Annotated in this window: 12 protein-coding genes; 11 read left to right on the forward strand and 1 reads right to left on the reverse strand. The window is 60.7% G+C overall.

Annotated features, from left to right (window positions below):
* The 4 genes from B5E43_RS07720 to B5E43_RS15485 all read left to right on the forward strand — a co-directional run.
* Positions 1 to 723 (forward strand): FHA domain-containing protein (locus tag B5E43_RS07720; RefSeq protein ID WP_158098993.1); only part of this gene is annotated, 723 nt, incomplete at its 5' end.
* Between the two features lie 33 nt (positions 724 to 756).
* Positions 757 to 915: a hypothetical protein gene (locus B5E43_RS15100; RefSeq protein WP_158098994.1), complete on the forward strand. Its 159-nt coding sequence runs from the start codon at positions 757 to 759 to the stop codon at positions 913 to 915.
* Between the two features lie 17 nt (positions 916 to 932).
* Positions 933 to 3797 (forward strand): WD40 repeat domain-containing serine/threonine-protein kinase, encoded by a 2865-nt coding sequence (locus tag B5E43_RS07725; protein ID WP_087395365.1) that lies wholly within the window; start codon positions 933 to 935, stop codon positions 3795 to 3797.
* A 4-nt stretch (positions 3798 to 3801) separates the two neighbouring features.
* A complete protein-coding gene (locus B5E43_RS15485; RefSeq protein WP_242964763.1) occupies positions 3802 to 7392 on the forward strand; it encodes an S-layer homology domain-containing protein in 3591 nt (1196 codons plus the stop codon).
* Positions 7393 to 7561: 169 nt separating this feature from the next.
* Here the strand turns inward: B5E43_RS15485 and B5E43_RS07735 are convergent, their stop codons facing one another.
* Entirely contained in the window at positions 7562 to 8632 is a 1071-nt protein-coding gene (locus tag B5E43_RS07735) for a GntR family transcriptional regulator (RefSeq protein WP_087395368.1), read from the reverse strand.
* Positions 8633 to 9183: 551 nt separating this feature from the next.
* Here B5E43_RS07735 and B5E43_RS07740 point away from each other — a divergent pair.
* From B5E43_RS07740 to araD, 7 genes are all read left to right on the forward strand, one after another.
* Positions 9184 to 10281, forward strand: a complete 1098-nt coding sequence (locus B5E43_RS07740; RefSeq protein ID WP_087395371.1) for an ABC transporter substrate-binding protein — start codon at positions 9184 to 9186, stop codon at positions 10279 to 10281.
* Between the two features lie 118 nt (positions 10282 to 10399).
* Entirely contained in the window at positions 10400 to 11881 is a 1482-nt protein-coding gene (locus B5E43_RS07745; RefSeq protein ID WP_343214288.1) for a sugar ABC transporter ATP-binding protein, read from the forward strand.
* Positions 11874 to 12953, forward strand: coding sequence for an ABC transporter permease (locus B5E43_RS07750; RefSeq protein WP_087395377.1), 1080 nt, complete (start codon positions 11874 to 11876; stop codon positions 12951 to 12953). Before B5E43_RS07745 ends, B5E43_RS07750 begins: the two co-directional genes overlap by 8 nt.
* Entirely contained in the window at positions 12950 to 13996 is a 1047-nt protein-coding gene (locus B5E43_RS07755; protein WP_087395381.1) for a sugar ABC transporter permease YjfF, read from the forward strand. The genes B5E43_RS07750 and B5E43_RS07755 overlap by 4 nt, the downstream gene beginning before the upstream one ends.
* Positions 13997 to 14010: 14 nt before the next feature.
* A complete protein-coding gene (locus B5E43_RS07760) occupies positions 14011 to 15606 on the forward strand; it encodes an FGGY-family carbohydrate kinase (protein WP_087395385.1) in 1596 nt (531 codons plus the stop codon).
* 40 nt (positions 15607 to 15646) lie between these two features.
* Positions 15647 to 17131 (forward strand): L-arabinose isomerase, encoded by a 1485-nt coding sequence (gene araA / locus B5E43_RS07765; protein WP_206406956.1) that lies wholly within the window; start codon positions 15647 to 15649, stop codon positions 17129 to 17131.
* A gap of 68 nt (positions 17132 to 17199) precedes the next feature.
* A complete protein-coding gene (araD, locus tag B5E43_RS07770; protein ID WP_087395389.1) occupies positions 17200 to 17898 on the forward strand; it encodes an L-ribulose-5-phosphate 4-epimerase in 699 nt (232 codons plus the stop codon).
* The last annotated feature ends 5 nt before the right edge of the window (positions 17899 to 17903 follow it).

Below are 17903 nucleotides of genomic sequence, written 5' to 3' on the forward strand. Positions count from 1 at the left end.
GCTTCGGAGCCTGCGCCCGCCCCGGCTGCCGCGCCGCAGCCCGGGTATTCGGACCCCAAGCCCCAGGGGGCTTCCCAGGCTTCGGGACTGTTCCCGGGCATGGAGGACGACATTGTGATCGACTTGTCGGGGGGCGGAAAGAAAGAGAAGGAAAAGGGCTGGGGCCTGTTTGGCAAGAAGGGCAAAAAGGCCCCCAAAGAGGAACCCCACAAGGAGGAGCCCCACAAGCGGGGCGGCCTGTTCCAGAAAAAGGAGGCCCCCGCTCAGGAGCTGCTGCTGGGGGCGGCGGCCCAGCCCGTCCCGGATCCCGTCCAGGTGATCCCCCAGCAGTCCTGGGCCCCTCCCACGGAGGAGAGCTGTGAGGCGACCCAGCTGTCTGACGAAATGAACTGTCCCCGGCTGCGCCTGATCGGGGACCCCTCCCTGCCCCGGGAAATTCCCGTGGAGATCGAGGTGGGCCGCCCCTTTACCATCGGCCGCTTCGACGTCTCCGTGGGACGGCCCCAGTCCGACTTTGAGTTTGATAAGCGCACCCGCGCGGTGAGCCGCCATCACGCGGCCATTGAGCGGGGGCCGGAGGGTTACACCGTACAGGACCTGTCCTCCAGCGCGGGCACCTTTGTGGACGGGGAGAAGCTGATCCCCAACGTCCCCAAGCCGCTGCGCCAGGGCAGCCGGATCGCCTTCGGCACCGGAGGAGCGGAGTACATCTGGGAGGAGTAAATCCGTCCAAAGCAAGGAAAGGAGGGTGGAACGGTGTTGCACCTGACCACAACGGAACTCTTTTTTTACGGCGGAATCGTGCTGATGGGCGCGGCGGCGGTATTGGCCTTGGCGGCGGTTGGCATCTTCCACGCCACCGGGCGGCGCCTTCGGCGCCGTCTGGAGGAGGAATACGGAAAAAAGCCGCGCTGATGCGGTGAGGAGGTCCCATGTCTCATATTGTTGCGTCTACCTATGAAATTCTGGGAGAGATCGGTTCGGGCGGCGGCGGCGTGGTCTATCTGGCCAAGCATCTCCGCCTGGGCAAGCAGGTGGTGCTGAAGGCGGACAAGCGCACCCTGTCCGCCAAACCGGAGGTGCTCCGGCGAGAGGTGGATGCCCTGAAAAATTTGAGCCACACCTACATTCCCCAGGTCTATGACTTTGTGGCGGAGGACGGCGTGGTCTACACCGTGATGGACTATATCCAGGGCGAGAGCCTGGATAAGCCGCTGAAACGGGGGGAGCGCTTTTCCCAGCCCCAGGTCATCCACTGGGCCAGGCAGCTGTTGGAGGCCCTGTGCTACCTCCACAGCCGTCCGCCCCATGGTATTCTCCACAGCGATATCAAACCGGCCAATATTATGCTGACCCCCAGCGGGGACATCTGTCTGATCGACTTCAACATCGCCCTGGCCCTGGGGGAGGAGGGGGCGGTGCGGGTAGGGTTCAGCCGGGGCTACGCCTCCCCGGAGCACTACGGCCTGGACTACACCGCCGCCGCCGTCACCCAGGGTCTGGACACCGACGTGAACACCCGCCTGACGGAAGGGGCGACCACCCAGCTCCCCGTAGTGGGGGAGTCCAGCTCTTCCGGCTCCGGGTCCGGGAGCGGACAGCGAACGGTGCTGCTGGATGTCCGTTCGGACATCTACAGCCTGGGGGCGACCCTGTACCACCTGCTCACCGGCGTGCGTCCGGCCCAGGACGCCAAAGAGGTGTTCCCCATCGGGGACCAGAACGTCAGCCCCGCCGTGGCGGCCATTGTCCAAAAGGCGATGCAGCCCAACCCGGACCTGCGCTACCAGACGGCGGAAGAGATGCTGGCCGCCCTGAACGGGCTTCACGAGAACGACCCCCGCTCCCGCCGGCACAAGCGGAGAGAGCGGATGGCGGCCGCTGTGCTGGCGCTGGTATTTCTGGGGGGAGGTCTATCCACCTTTGTGGGTCTGAAGCGGATGGAGGCGGAGCAGGCCGCCTACGCCCTGGCGGAGTACTCCGGGAACGCCCTGGCGTCGGGAGACGTGGCCGGAGCGGTGGACTACGCCCTCCAGGCGCTTCCGGACCAGAACAGCATCCTCACCCCGCCCTATATTCCCCAGGCCCAGCGGGCCTTGGCCGACGCGCTGGGGGTCTATGACCTGTCCGACGGCTTCAAGGCGCTGGAATCCATCCAGCTGCCCTCGGAGCCCCTGAAGCTGGTCCTCTCCCCGGAGGGGACCCGGCTGGCGGCCCTGTACGCCTATGAGGCGGCGGTGTACGATACCGCCACCGGCGGGCAGCTGGCCGCCCTGCCCGCCGAGCCCTCCGCCCTGTCCGACCTGGTCTTCTCGGGCGAGGACAAGCTGATCTACGCCGGAGAAGGGGCCCTGCGGGCCTACGATCTGGCTCAGGGTCAAGAGCTGTGGGCCGGCGGTCCGGCCACCGGCATCGCCCTCTCCGCCGACGGAAGCCGGGTGGCCGGGGTGTACAAGGACCAGGGGACCGCCTCGGTCTATGACGCCGCCACCGGGGCCCTGGTCAAGACCGTGGAGTTCGGCGGCCGGGGACAGCGCACCCTGACCAACGACACCTTTGCCGATCCGGAGGACAACCTCTTTGCCCTCAGCGCCGACGGGAGCTGGCTGGCGGTGAGCTTCTCCGACGGCACCCTGGCTGTCTTCGACCTGGAGACGGGGGAAAACGACCTGGAGCTGCTGGACCCCTCGGGGTACACCCATTTTGAAGGGGGATTCTACGGCCCCTATCTGGCCTTCTCCGCCAGCGGCTCGGGGGAGGACGCCCTCTTTGCCGTCATCGACACGGAAAATCTGGTCCAGACCGGAGGCTTTTCCGGCCAGCAGCCCTTCCGGGTCCAGGCCGGGGAGGACGGCATTTTCGTGGCCACCGAGAACGTACTGGTCAAGCTGGACCCGGTGACGGGGGAGCAGACCGAGGTGGCCTACACCCAGGGGAGCACCATCACCGGGTTTTCCCGGGGGCCGGAGTACACCATGGTGGCCACCGGGGATCAGACCTTCTGGTTCTTTGACCGGGGGGCCGGCCTGCTGTCCAAGGAGGACCTGGGATACAGCTGCGACTTTGTCCAGGCCGCCGGCCCTTATGCCGTGGCGGCCAGCCGGGACACCCCCCAGGTGCGGGTGCTGCGGCTGGAGGACCATAGCCAGAGCCAGATCTTCTCCTACGACCCCACCTATGACCACGACGAGCTGCGTCTGAGTGCCGACGGCCAGACCGTGATGCTCTTCCGCTACAACGCCTTCCGCCTGTACGGAATAGACGGCGGCCTCATCCGGGAAGTGTCCATCCCCGACCCCAACCAGGTCTATGACCAGCAGTACCGCCGGGTGGAGGGGGACTCCTATCTGGAGGTCATCTACTACGACGGGACGGTGCGCACCTACTCCGCCGCCGACGGCTCGCTGCGCTCGGAGACGGCGGGGGAGGCCCCTAACCCGGATCTGTACGAGGAATTTTTCACCGACCGCCTGCGGATCACCGCCCCCCTCCATGAGGCTCCGGTGGCTTACGACCGGGAGACGGGCGAGGAGATCCGGACCCTGGAGCAGGACGCCTACCTCACCTATGTGACCCAGGTAGGGGAGTATGTGGTGACGGAATACATCTCCGCCCAGGGGGAGCGCTACGGCCTTCTTCTGGACGAGAACTGCGAGACCCTGGCCTACCTGCCTGACCTGTGCGACATCGTGGGGGACCGGCTGGTCTTTGATTACCCATCGGGAAGTGTGCGGGAGAGCCGCATTTATTCCATCCAGGAGCTGATCGCTCTTGGGAATACGTATAAGGAGGTATAGAGAAATGCGAACCCTGAAAAAGAGACTGGCGCTGCTCCTCTCGGCGCTGATGCTGGTCTCTGTCCTGCCCACCGCCGCGTGGGCGGGCGAAACCGCCGTGGGCACGGCGGTGGGCGGGGATCTGAGCTCCAGCGTCCAGGCGTCGGAAGAGATGCTCCCCACCTATATGTCCCTGCTGCCTCTGGATGAGGACTATCTGGATTTGGATTTGACCCATTATCTGCCGGGTGAGCTGGCAGCTGTGCCGGTCCAAACCATTCTGGACAACACCACGAACTATTCTGGTGCCTCTCCAATCACCGTGGGAGCGGGGGAGACCATCGTCTGGGCAGCAAACGGAGATGACAACTTCCAGTTTGTCAAAGCGGACGATGTGATCGACCTGACCCCCCGTAGTGACTACAATGACTATGTGAGCTTGACACTGATTGTGGGGGATGGGGACCAGCTGAACGCCAGCAACCAGCGCTACGAGATCGACGTGGCGATTACTCCCATGAGGGAGATATTCTCCTTCCAGGCCAAGTCGACAGAGGGAACCGAAATTGCCATCTATGACACCTATCTCTCGGAGCGGAGCAATGGAGATGTGATGCAGATGGGGGCCGACCCCAAGGCGTGGCAGGCGGGCCAGCAGGCCTATCTGACCATGGACCTGCAGCCGGAGCTCACAGGTCTGAGCGCGGTGGTGTACAAGGGCCGGTACGACTCGGAAGCGGCAGCTGTGGCAGCTGGAGCGGAGGAACTTACCGCCCAAATCTGGGGCGCTTCCGCCGCTGGTTATCTGGCGGATTACAGCTATCAGACAGGATACAAAAATATGCCGGAGGTCACCGTTGTTCTCAAGCGGGATGGCCAGACGGTGTATACAGAGAATTTTGTCCTCTACATGTATGAGGCCACCATGGACCTGTCCTGGAATGGACTGTATGCGGAAAAGGATGGGGGCCGAACCAACATCTGGGATATAAGTTACAGCGACTATGACGAGTATCTGCATCTGGAGATTGCGCTGGACTCTGGCTACCCGGTAAATGGAGACTACTATTTTGGTGCAGAACTGTACAACCCTGCCGATGACTATGTCACAGACAACGGGATCGCCTATGTACAGTCCGCCTGTGTGGGCTATGTAGCCAGCGCCGAGGACATGCCTGCGGCAGGAGCGGCAGAGAATATCAAGGACCAGCTGTTCTCCGATGCCGGCTATGATGGGGGTTACCTGGCCGATTACAGCGACGGGGTAATCTTCAGCGTGTTGGATACCGATGGCTTTATGCACTACATGGAGGTAAAGACGGTGGGAAGCCGGCTTCCCTCGGAGCCTAGACCGACCTCCAGCGACACCTACTTCCGGGCCAATGGGGCCAAGGAGAGTGCGGACGGTTCCAACTACAGCGCATATACCATGTCCTATAAGGACGACAGCTACTATTACAACGGTTACCAGACCGTTTTCCTGCTGAAAACCAACGATGGATCGGACCAGGACAATTACCCAACTGGAGTCTATCGCTTTATGCCGGTGGCGGACGATGAGATCGTTCCTCTGTTCTACACCGGCAACCAGGTGACCATGTACGCCGGGGAGGGAACCACCAGCGGAACCAAGCAGGAGAATGGAATCACTTCCGTCTCCTTTACCTCCGGGGCACCCATCCAGTACTCCGCTGCGGCGGAGAGCGGAAGCCACCTGAAGAACTACTGGGTGACCTACCTGACCCTCCAGCCCGGTCCCAAGCTGTTTGTCAACGCCACCAATTATGAGGGCCACTACGACGAGGAGGATAATCTCCCGGTTCGGACGATCTACCTGGATGAGGCCCATAACTATCGCCACGATATTTTCATGGCCAATATCGGCACCCAGGAGTTGACCGGTCTGACCGTCACTTTGTCCGAGGATGCCCAGAACATCGCCCTGGACGAGTATTGGCAGGTCCGGGACGGTTCCACCCAGACTCTGGGAGCCTTTGATAGCGCTAGTAGCGCGGACATGGGCAACATCGCCAAGGTCCGCCTGGTGGCCCCCGAGGGCGCTCAGGGTGAGATCAGCGGCACGTTGACCATCTCCGCCGACGGCCAGGAGGATGTGGTCATCAAGCTCACCGGTGTGGCAGGCGTACCCAAGATCACCACCACGGATATTCGGGATGGAGTTAAGTACGTCCCCTACTCCAGCGTGATTCAGACCAACAACATGGATGCCAGCGATGCCATTCGGTTCACTCTGGTCAGCGGCGAGCTGCCCCGTGGGGTAGAGCTGAAGCCCAATGGTGAGATCTACGGTGTACCCACCGAGTACGGCGAGTTTACCTTTACCGTAAAAGCCGCCTACAACGGAGAAGAGGAATATTCTGACACGGCGGAGTTCACCATGACGGTGCTGAACAACACCAACGAAAACGTGGAGGGTGCCACCGATCCGGGCTACGAGCTGGACGTGCGTGTTCCTGACAGACTGACGGAATTCACCGACCAGGTATTTGAGTCCCGTGGCGAGCTGGGCGAGTTCCAGGACTTCTGGCTGGACGGCGAGAAGCTGGTGGAAGGTGTGGATTACATTGCCGAAGAGGGAAGCACAAAGATCACCATTAAGGCCCAGACCTTCCAGAATGCCGGCGGCGGCACCCACACCATCGCCGCTGAGTTCCGTGTCAACGGTACGGTAAATGGAGAACTGAAGCGTGCTGCCCAGAACTACACCGCACCTGGCGGAGGTGGCGGAGGCAGCTCCACCAGCTACTACACCCCCAGTGTATCCAAGAGCGAAAACGGCTCTGTGACCCTCTCCACCGAGCGCGCCAAGAAGGGCGATGTGGTCACGGTCACCGTCAAGCCTGACACCGGCTATGAACTGGATAAGCTGACGGTACGGGACAACAAGGGCAATGTGCTGGAGCTGACGAAAAAGTCTGAGAACGTCTATACCTTCGTTATGCCTTCCGGTACAGTAGATGTGAAGGCCACCTTCAAGGCGGTAGAGCCTGAAATCATCCCCGCCCAGGGCCAGCCCTTCCTGGATGTGGCCGAAGGCGCCTGGTATGTGGATGCTGTGAAGTACGCCTATGAAAACGGGCTGATGGCCGGCGTGTCCGCCACCCAGTTTGCCCCTGAAGTTACGACTTCCCGCGGCATGGTGGTCACCATCCTGTACAGCCTGGAGGGCAAGCCCCAGGTGTCCGGCTGCTCCTTTACCGACGTGGCCTCCGACGCCTACTACGCCGATGCCACCTGCTGGGCTGCCCAGAACGGGATCGTCAGCGGCTATGGTGACGGGATCTACGGTCCCAATGACCCGGTGACCCGGGAGCAGCTGGCCATCATCATGATGAACTACGCCAAGCAGAAGGGATTGGACGTGAGCAAGAGGGGCGACTTGTCCGCCTTTACCGATGTGAGTATCGCTTCCGCGGGCGCACAGGATGCTCTGTCCTGGGCCAATGCCATGGGCCTGCTGGCCGGCAAGGGCGACGGTATCCTGGACCCCGTGGGCCAGGCCACCCGTGCGGAGGCCTCCGCGATCCTGGGGCAGTTCCACCGCCTGATGGAGGAAATGAACCAGGAGAATGTGCCGCAAGACGTAAACGGCTGAGCGGCTGCTTGTCTTGAACGAGCAAAACCGGAAGTAAACTAAGAAGAAGCGCCCGTATCCATCCAAGAACTTGGAGGATACGGGCGCTTTTGTCATAAAAGCATATGCAGCGTTCCGGGGATAGAACCGGGAGGGGGTGGGCTTGCCGCGGACCGAAAGAAGCGGGAGGTCAGCTGCTCTGACGCTCCACCAGAGTCCAGGGGGCCAGCTGGGACTGTCCGGTTTCCCCATTGAACAGGCGGATCAGCAGCTCGGCCGCCATGCGGCCCACATTATATTCCCCGTGGGACAGGGACGTGATGGGGAGAACGGACAGCTCGCTGTATTGACTGTTGTCGAAGCTCACCACAGCCACCTCCTCGGGGATCCGGACGCCCCGCTTCAGGAGCAGACTGACCAGCCGGGAGGCGATCTCGTCGTTGTAACAAACCAGGGCGGAGCAGTTGAGGAACATATCGCCGGCCAGATCCCAGAAGGCGTCGCCGGAGAGGAAGAGCTCCTTGCTCTCGGTATTGTACCAAAGGACCCGCTGGTCCTCCAGGGGAAGGCCCAGGTCGCGGAGGGCGTCGGTATAGCCGGCGTAGCGCTGCAGGCCCTGAATGTCGTCATTTTTAAAAATACCGGCAATGGAGCGGTGGCCCTTGGCGTACAAATACTCCACCAATTGCCGTCCGCCGCCGTAGTTGTCGTCTAAGACGGATAAGGAGTCGGACAGCTCGGGGTAGATGCCGTGCATAAATACCATGGGCACGCCCCGGCTGATCAGCTTGCGGTAGAGGTCCAGGTTGGGGTTTGGCAGGCCGGTTTTTGTGCCCTCCACCAAAATACCGTCCGGCAGCTCGCCGTCCAGGAGGGATTGCAGAATGCGCCGCTCACTGGACACCTGGTTTTGGGTGGCGTAGAGGGTGGGAGCGCCGTTGTTGGCGGAGAGGACCGTTTCAATTTCCCGGAGGATGGAGGGGAAAATGTAATTGCTGATATAGGTGGTGACGACAGCTACCGTTCGTCTGGGTGCGGAAAGCCCTTCATCCCGTTTCAGGATGTGGGAGCCGCTTCCCTGTTTGCGCTGGATATAGCCTTCCGAGGCCAATACGGAAAGAGCCTGCCGGATGGTCTGGCGGCTGACATTGAACTGCTGGCACAGCACCTGCTCGGTGGGCAAAAGCATCCGCTTTTGGTAGAGGCCTTCCGCGATTTCACCCCGCAGAACGTCGGCCACCTGTTGGTATTTCGGAGCCATGGTTCCCTTCCCCCTTAGTGACACTCTAAGCTTTCCTATACCATACCATAGTTAGGCTGACAATTTCAAGGAGCAAAGTGAAAATTGTACGTATTTTTAAAAAATGAAAATGGGGGAGTTCTGGAGCGAAACCAAGACAACCTGGAGATCGTACGAAGGCAGGAGGGAAAAAACAGACCAAAAAGGAAAAAAGTGGTGTGCAAAATACACAGAAGAACGGGCGGAACTTCCGGGAGAACTGAGATGATTGTGGAATATCACGAAGGCTCGGCTGGGAAAAAAGGGAGAAAAAGAACAAAACAAACCTGAAAAAAGTTATTAAAAACAAAGCAACAGATAAATATTAAAAACTTAATCAAGAAAAATAAAAAATTGTACCGTTCTAAAAATGGATTATTGACATAATTTGTATTGTTTATACGTATAAAAATGAAAATCATACGGATGTATTTATTGACAAGGGGATGTGGGCGCGCTATACTCCAAACATAAAGTCCAAGGGCGGAACCCTTGGACACCTGCAAAATCGATATAGATTGGAGAGTTTAGGAATGAAAAAGAAACTGCTTGCTCTGACCCTTGCTCTGGCTATGTCTCTGGCTCTTGCCGCCTGTGGAGGCACTTCCAGCTCCTCCAGCTCCGCTGGTTCCGCCGGTTCCGCTGGCTCTGCCGGATCTGCCGGTTCCGCCGGCTCCGCTTCCGGCAGCGATGGCGATGTGATCTCCGTTGGCTTCGCTCAGGTGGGTCACGAGTCCGACTGGCGTACCGCTTCCACCAATTCCGCTTATGATGTGTTCTCCGAGGAGAACGGCTACGATCTGGTCTTCGTGGACTGCGACAACGACTCCGCCAAACAGCTGGAGGCCGTCCGCAACTTCATTCAGCAGGGCGTTGACTACATCATCATCGACCCCATCGTCTCCACCGGCTGGGACGCCGTCCTGACCGAGTGTGAGGATGCCGGTATCCCCGTCATCGTCATCGACCGTACCATCGACGACTCCGACAAGTACGTTTCCTGGGTCGGCTCCGACTTTAAGGTTGAGGGTCTGGCCTGCGGCGAGTGGCTGAAGGCCTATGCCGCTGACAAGGGCATCGCTGAGATCAATGCCCTGGTCATCGAGGGCTCCGTGGGCGCCTCCGCCACCATCGGCCGTACCGAGGGCTTCAAGGAGATCGCTGACCGTGAGGGCTGGAACATTCTGGACTCTCAGTCCGGTGACTTCACCGAGGCTGGCGGCCAGGAGGTTATGGAGTCCTACTGCCAGAGCTACAAGGGCCAGTTCAACGTGGTCATCTGCCAGAACGATAACGAGGCCGCCGGTGCTATGACCGCCATGGACAACGCCGGTATCACCTACGGTGTGGGCGGCGACGTGATCCTGGTGTCCTTCGATGCCAACAAGCCCTATGTCCAGATGGTTATGGACGGCAAGATCAACGCCAACTTCGAGTGCAACCCCATGGCTGCTCCCACTGTTGCTGAGATCATCGACCAGCTGGAGGCCGGTGAGACTCCCGAGAAGGAGATTTACGTGACTGAGTCCTGGTTCGCCGCTGAGGACAACGTGGCTACCATCACCGTAAACGGTGAGGAGCAGCCCGTGATCCATGTCACCCAGGAAGTTCTGGACGGCCGTCCCTACTAATTCAAACAACGCAGGTGTAAACCCCAGGGAGGACCCCGGTGAATCTCGGGTCCTCCCTTTTAATACGAGGTGATCTGATTTGGAAGAAAACATCGTTCTCACGGCACGGGGGATCAGCATGACCTTCCCCGGAGTCAAGGCACTGGACAATGTGGATTTTACCCTGCGTAAAGGGGAGATCCACGCCCTCATGGGGGAAAACGGAGCGGGAAAGTCTACCCTCATCAAGTGCCTGACCGGCATCAACGACTTTGAGGCCGGTGAAATTCGAGTGGCCGGCGTGGATGGGCCGGTGAAAAACCACTCCACTCTGGACGCCCAGCGGGTGGGGATCTCCACGGTGTACCAGGAGGTCAACCTGTGCCCCAATCTGAGCGTGGCAGAGAATCTGTACATCGGACGGGAGCCCATGACCCTCTTCCGCACCATCGACCGGCGGACCATGAACAAAAAGGCCGACGAGCTGGTCAAGCGTCTGGATATCAAGGTGGATGTCACCCAGAACCTGGAGAACTACTCCCTGGCCATCCAGCAGATGATCGCCATCGCCCGGGCGGTGGACATGGACTGCAAGGTTCTGATCCTGGACGAGCCCACCTCCTCTCTGGACGACAGCGAGGTGGAAAAGCTGTTTAACATGATGCTCCAGCTGAAGAAGCAGGGGGTCGGCATCGTCTTTGTCACCCACTTCCTGGAGCAGGTGTACGCGGTGTGTGACCGGATCACCGTACTGCGCAACGGAACCCTGGTGGGCGAGTATCCCGTTTCCGAGCTGCCCCGGGTAAAGCTGGTGGCCGCCATGATGGGCAAGGACTTTGATGATCTGGCCTCCATCAAGCCCGAGGGCTTTACCTACGACGCCGACTCCCCCCTGGAGATTGAGGCCCGGGGGCTGAGCCACAAGGGAACCATCAAGCCCTTTGACCTGGATATTCATAAAGGAGAGGTCATTGGCCTGACCGGCCTGCTGGGCTCCGGCCGCAGCGAGCTGGCCCGGGCCATTTACGGCGCGGACAAGGCCCAGACGGGTACCTTGAAGGTGGGGGGCAAGCCCGCCAAAATCAGCCAGCCCATCGATGCCATGAATATGGGTATGGGTCTGCTGCCCGACGACCGGAAGGCGGAGGGTATCATCGGGGACCTGTCTGTGCGGGAGAATATTATCCTGGCCCTCCAGGCCAAGCGGGGCATGTTTAAGCAGCTCTCCCGGGCCAAGCAGGAGGAGATTGCCGACCGCTATATTGACCTGCTCCAAATCAAGACCGCCAGCCGGGAGACTCCCATCAAGCAGTTGTCCGGCGGTAACCAGCAAAAGGCCATCCTGGCCCGCTGGCTGGCCACCGATCCCGACTTCCTGATTCTGGACGAGCCCACCCGAGGCATTGATATCGGCACCAAGACAGAGATCCAAAAGCTCATCATCAAGCTGGCCGCAGAGGGCAAGAGCATCATGTTTATCTCCTCTGAGATCGAAGAAATGCTGCGTACCTGTAACCGCATGGCGGTTCTCCGGGACGGTGCTAAGGTGGCAGAGCTGGACGGCGAGCTGACCCAGGAGCGGGTTATGGCTGCCATCGCGGGAGGTGGGAAGGATGAGTAAGCTGAAAAAACTCACCCAGCAGAAGCTGTTTCTGCCGGTGTTCTGTATGCTGCTGGTGCTGTGCGTCAATATCGTCTACGACGTGGCCCAGGGCAACGAATTTTATAACTTCTTTAAAATCACCATTACCAACGACCTGCTCACCGGCCGTATCATCAACATCCTGAACCGGGGCAGTGAGGTGGCTATCCTGGCCATCGGCATGACCCTGGTGGTATCTGCCTCCGCCGGTACCGATATTTCCGTGGGCTCGGTCATGTCTCTGTGCGCCTCCTTCTGCTGCATGCTGGTGGCCGGCTTCGGCGTGTCCTCGGTAAACAGCGCCGAGGAGTTTGCCATGCCTCTGGCGGTGGGCCTCATCGGCGCACTGCTCATGGGCTGCCTGTGCGGCGCCTTCAACGGAGCTCTGGTGGCTTACCTGAATATCCAGCCCATGGTGGCCACCCTGATTTTGTGGTCGGCCGCCCGGGCCATCGGCCTGTTGCTGTGCAACAACCTGATCGTCTACATCCGCGTGCCGGAATACGGCGTGTTCGGCGGCTATATCGGCCCCGTGCCCACCCCTATTATCATTGCGGCGGTGTGTGTGGCCATCGTGTCCGTGGTGCTGAAGAAGACCGCCATGGGCATGTACATCCAGTCTGTTGGCATCAACAAGAAGGCCAGCCGTATCGCCGGCCTCAATTCTAAGCGCATTATCTTTGTCTGCTACCTGGTGTGCGGCCTGTGTGCCGGCATCGCCGGCATTGTGGCTTCCTCCCGAATCACCAGCGCCGACTCCAACAACATCGGCCTGGACATGGAGCTGGACGCCATCCTGGCGGTGGCCCTGGGCGGCAACAGCTTGGGCGGCGGCCGGTTCAATCTGGCTGGCTCCATCATCGGCGCCTATACCATCCAGGCCATTACCACCACCATGCTGGCCATGGGTGTGTCCACTGCGGTCAACCCGGTGTTTAAGGCGGTTATCGTCATTGCCATTGTGGCGGTGCAGGCACCCCCGGTGAAGGCCTGGTTCAAAAAGCGGGCCGCTGCGAAAGCGGTCGTCCAGAAGGAGGTGGCCCGGGTATGAGCAAACAGGCTGAGGCAATCAAAGAGCGCAAGCAGATCAATGGAAACACCATGCTGCTGCTCATCACCATCCTGCTGTTTATCGCCCTGTATGCCGCCGGCTGCGTGGCCTACTCCAGCAAGGGCTTTACCAATTTGCAGACCTTCCTGAACCTGTTCCGGACCAACGCGGGCCTGATCTGTGTGGCCTGCGGCATGACCTGCGTGATGCTCACCGGAGGCATCGACATCTCCGTGGGCTCCCTGGTGGCACTGGACTGTATGCTCCTGGCCTACGGCATGAGCGAGTGGCAGCTCAGCGCCCCGGTGATGGTGGCTCTGGTGCTGATCATCGGCGTGGTGTTCGGTCTGGTCCAGGGCTACTGTGTGGGCTACCTCCAGATCCAGCCCTTTATCGTCACCATGGCCGGTATGTTCTTTGCCCGAGGCATGACGGCGGTCATCTCCACCAATCAGCTCTCCATTACCGCGGAGATCAACCAACTGTTTTATGATGTGGCCAACTTCCGCATCTATCTGCCCTTTGGAGGCACCGTCAACCGGGCGGGCAAGCTCATCATGCCCTACATCGGCATCGGTGTGGTGATCGCTCTGGTGGTACTGGTGGTCATTTTCCTTGTGCTGCGCTATACTAAGTTCGGCCGCTCCCTCTATGCCGTGGGCGGTAGTGAGCAGAGCGCGGCCATGATGGGCCTGGACGTGAAGAAGACCAAGCTGAAGGCCTACGTCCTCTCCTCCTTCCTGTGCTCCATCGGAGGTATCTGCTACTGCATGAACACCATGTCCGCCAGCGTCAGTCAGGCCACCGGTATGGAGATGGATGCCATCTCCTCCGCCGTCATCGGCGGCACCCTCCTCACCGGAGGCGTGGGCAATGTGATTGGCACCCTCTTCGGCGTGCTCATCAACGGTACCATTTCCACCATCGTGCAGACCAACGGCAAGCTGGCCTCCTCCTGGCCCAATATTCTCACTGCCGCTCTGCTGTGCTTCTTCATCGTGCTTCAGAGTATCTTTGCCAAACTGAAGGAAAAGAACAAGTGACGGAGGCCCTTTGTATGGATAAAACTGAAATGATCCGCACAGGCAATGTCTGCCTGGGCATTGAGCTTGGCTCCACCCGCATCAAGGCGGTTCTCATTGGTCCTGACCACGCCCCTCTGGCGTCCGGGGACTACATGTGGGAAAACCGCCTGGAGGACGGCTACTGGACCTACCACCTGGATGAGGTGTGGAGCGGCCTGCAGGCGGCCTATGCCGCCCTGCGGGCGGATGTGGAGGGGCGCTATGGGGAGAAGCTAGGTCAGATCAAGGCCATGGGCTTTTCCGCCATGATGCACGGCTACCTCCCTCTGGACGAGAAGGGGGAGGCCTTGGCCGCCTTCCGCACCTGGCGCAACACCACCACCGGCCGGGCCGCCCAGGCCCTGACGGAGCGGTTCTCCTTCAACATCCCCCAGCGCTGGTCCATTGCCCACCTCTATCAGGCCATGCTCAACGGGGAGGAGCATGTGCACCGCATCGCCTACCTCACCACCCTGGCCGGCTACGTCCACTATAAGCTCACCGGAAGAAAGGTGTTGGGCGTGGGAGAGGCCAGCGGTATGTTCCCCATCGACAGTGACACCCGGGACTACGACCAGACCATGGTGGAGTCCTTTGATGTCCTGGCCGGCGAGATGGGCTACTCCTGGAAGCTGCGGGACATCCTGCCCCAGGTGCTGTGCGCCGGGGACGAGGCCGGTACCCTCACGGCGGAGGGGGCCAAGCTGCTGGATCCCACCGGCCAGCTTCCGGCGGGTATTCCTCTGGCCCCGCCTGAGGGCGACGCGGGCACCGGCATGGCGGCCACCAACGCGGTGGCCAAGCGTACGGGCAATGTGTCGGCGGGCACCAGCGTGTTTGCCATGATCGTGCTGGAGAAGGCCCTGTCCAAGGTGTACCCGGAAATTGATATGGTGACCACCCCAGACGGAGCACCAGTGGCCATGGTCCACTGCAACAACTGCACCAATGAGATTAACGCCTGGGCCCAGGTGTTCAAAGGCTTCCTGGAGGCCCTGGGCCAGACGCCCGACATGAACCAGATTTTTACCGCCATGTTCCAGTCCGCCCAGGCGGGAGAACGGGACGGCGGTGGACTGCTGCTCTACAACTACCTCTCCGGTGAGCCCATCACCGGTTTGGAGGAGGGACGGCCCCTGCTGGTCCGTACCCCCGAGGCCCAGCTCACCTTTGCCAACTTTATGCGGGCCCAGCTTTACTCCGCCCTGGCCACCCTGAAGATCGGCCTGGACATCCTGGCACAGGAGCAGGTGAATGTGGACCGGCTGCTGGGCCACGGCGGATTCTTCAAAACCCCGGTGGTGGGACAGAAGATCCTGGCCGCCGCCGCGGGAGCTCCCGTGTCCGTCATGGAGACGGCCGGCGAGGGCGGCCCCTGGGGCATGGCGCTGCTGGCTGCCTATATGGTCAACCGGCAGGAGGGAGAGACGCTGGAGCACTATCTGGATCATCAGGTCTTTGCGGGACAGCAGGTCTCCACCCAGAGCCCGGATGCGGAGGACCGGGAGGGCTTTGCCCGCTTCCTGGGTCGGTACGCCAAGGCGCTGGCGGTGGAACGGACCGCTGTGGAGTGTGTTCAGGAGGACTGAGCGGCAGCGCTCGGTCCGGTAAGGAATGGAGGTAATTCTGATGAATATGAAGGACAAGGAATTTTGGTTTGTAGTGGGCAGTCAGTTCCTGTACGGCCCTGAGGTGCTGGAGATCGTGGCCGCCCGGGCCGCCGAGATGGCCGAGAAGCTCAATGCCTCCGGAAACCTGCCCTGCAAGCTGGTGTACAAGGTGACCGCCAAGACCAACAAGGAGATCGCCGACGTGGTCAAGGAGGCCAACTACAACGACAACTGCTGCGGCATCATCACCTGGTGCCACACCTTCTCCCCCTCGAAAATGTGGATCAACGGCTTTGTGAACCTGCAGAAGCCCTACTGCCACTTCGCCACCCAGTATAACCGGGAGATCCCCAACGAGGAGATCGACATGGACTTCATGAACCTGAACCAGGCCGCCCACGGCGACCGGGAGCACGGATTCATTGCCGCCCGGCTGCGCATGCCCCGGAAGGTCATCGCCGGCTACTGGCAGGACGAGGACGTACAGAAGCGTCTGGGCGACTGGATGCGGGCAGCTGTGGGCGTGGCCTACAGCAAGAGCCTGAAGGTCATGCGCTTCGGGGATAACATGCGGGAAGTGGCCGTCACCGAGGGCGACAAGGTGGAGGTCCAGGCCAAGCTGGGCTGGCAGGTGAACACCTGGGCCGTGGGCGACCTGGTGAAGGTGATGAACGAGGTCACCGACCAGGAGATCGACGCGCTGGTGGAGACCTATAAGGCCTCCTACGACATTGCCACCGATAACCTGGCGGCCATCCGCTACCAGGCCCGGGAAGAGATCGCCATGAAGAAGATGCTGGACGCCGAGGGGTGTAAGGCTTTCTCCAACACCTTCCAAGACCTGTACGGCATGGAGCAGCTGCCTGGCCTGGCCAGCCAGCACCTGATGGCTCAGGGCTACGGCTACGGCGGCGAGGGTGACTGGAAGGTGGCCGCCATGACCACCATCATGAAGGCCATGGGCGAAAATGGAAACGGTGCCTCCGCATTTATGGAGGACTATACCTATCATCTGGTCCCCGGCCAGGAGTACAGCCTGGGCGCCCATATGCTGGAGGTGTGCCCCTCTCTGGCTGCCGGAAAGCCCCGCATTGAGACCCACCACCTGGGCATCGGGATGAACGAGAAGGACCCCGCCCGCCTGGTCTTTGAGGGCAAGGAAGGGGACGCCATCGTGGTCAGCCTCATCGACATGGGCGGCCGCCTGCGTCTGATCTGCCAGGATATCCACTGCGTCAAGCCCATCATGCCCATGCCGAACCTCCCTGTGGCCCGGGTCATGTGGCAGGCCGAGCCCAGCCTCACCACCGGCGTGGAGTGCTGGATCACTGCCGGTGGCGCCCACCACACCGTACTCAGCTACGACGTCACCGCCGAGCAGATGAAGGATTGGGCCAATATGATGGACATTGAGTTTGTCCACATCACCAAGGATACCACGGTGGAGGGGTTGGAGCAGCAGCTGTTCCTCAATGATATTGCCTGGAAGCTGAAGAATCTGTAAGAGTAAGCCGAATGTGCCGCCGGGCAGCTCCCCGCTGTCCGGCGGCCTGCTTGAAAGGAGTATATGCAATGCTGGAAGAACTGAAACAGCAGGTCTGTGAGGCGAATCTTCTCCTGCCCAAGCACGGGCTGGTCACCTTTACCTGGGGCAACGTGTCCGGGGTGGACCGGGAGCAGGGCCTGATGGTCATCAAGCCCTCCGGCGTGGAGTACGACGACATGGCCCCCGAGGACATGGTGGTGGTCAGCCTGGAGACCGGGGAGCGGGTGGAGGGGAAGTATAAGCCCTCCAGCGACACCGATACCCATCTGGCCCTCTACCGGGCCTTCCCCGCGCTGGGGGGGATCGTCCACACCCACAGCCGCTGGGCCACCTCCTTTGCCCAGGCGGGCAGGGGCGTGCCCGCCATGGGCACCACCCAGGGGGACTATTTCTACGGGGAGATCCCCTGCACCCGGAAGATGACCCCCGAGGAGATCGCCGGAAAATATGAGCTGGAGACGGGCAATGTGATCATCGAGACCTTCCGCACCCGGAACATCGACCCCGCCCAGGTCCCCGCCGTCCTGGTCTACAGCCACGGACCCTTTGCCTGGGGCACCGATCCCTTCAACGCGGTGCACAACGCCGTGGTGCTGGAGGAAGTGGCCTTTATGGACTTCCATGCCATGGCCCTCACCCCCGGCCTGCCCCCCATGCAGCAGGAGCTGCTGGATAAGCACTATCTTCGCAAGCACGGACCCGGGGCCTACTACGGCCAGGGCTGACCGGG

Origin of the sequence: Flavonifractor sp. An100, from assembly GCF_002161175.1 — a bacterium.
GTDB lineage: Bacteria > Bacillota > Clostridia > Oscillospirales > Oscillospiraceae > Lawsonibacter.

Bases quoted from the DNA above. Each gene is read 5' to 3' on its own strand.
- B5E43_RS07725 (WP_087395365.1), top strand. From the start codon at position 933: ATGTCTCATATTGTTGCGTCTACCTATGAAATTCTGGGAGAGATCGGT.
- B5E43_RS15485 (WP_242964763.1), top strand. From the start codon at position 3,802: ATGCGAACCCTGAAAAAGAGACTGGCGCTGCTCCTCTCGGCGCTGATG.
- B5E43_RS07735 (WP_087395368.1), bottom strand. From the start codon at position 8,632: ATGGCTCCGAAATACCAACAGGTGGCCGACGTTCTGCGGGGTGAAATC.
- B5E43_RS07740 (WP_087395371.1), top strand. From the start codon at position 9,184: ATGAAAAAGAAACTGCTTGCTCTGACCCTTGCTCTGGCTATGTCTCTG.
- B5E43_RS07745 (WP_343214288.1), top strand. From the start codon at position 10,400: ATGACCTTCCCCGGAGTCAAGGCACTGGACAATGTGGATTTTACCCTG.
- B5E43_RS07750 (WP_087395377.1), top strand. From the start codon at position 11,874: ATGAGTAAGCTGAAAAAACTCACCCAGCAGAAGCTGTTTCTGCCGGTG.
- B5E43_RS07755 (WP_087395381.1), top strand. From the start codon at position 12,950: ATGAGCAAACAGGCTGAGGCAATCAAAGAGCGCAAGCAGATCAATGGA.
- B5E43_RS07760 (WP_087395385.1), top strand. From the start codon at position 14,011: ATGGATAAAACTGAAATGATCCGCACAGGCAATGTCTGCCTGGGCATT.
- araA (WP_206406956.1), top strand. From the start codon at position 15,647: ATGAATATGAAGGACAAGGAATTTTGGTTTGTAGTGGGCAGTCAGTTC.
- araD (WP_087395389.1), top strand. From the start codon at position 17,200: ATGCTGGAAGAACTGAAACAGCAGGTCTGTGAGGCGAATCTTCTCCTG.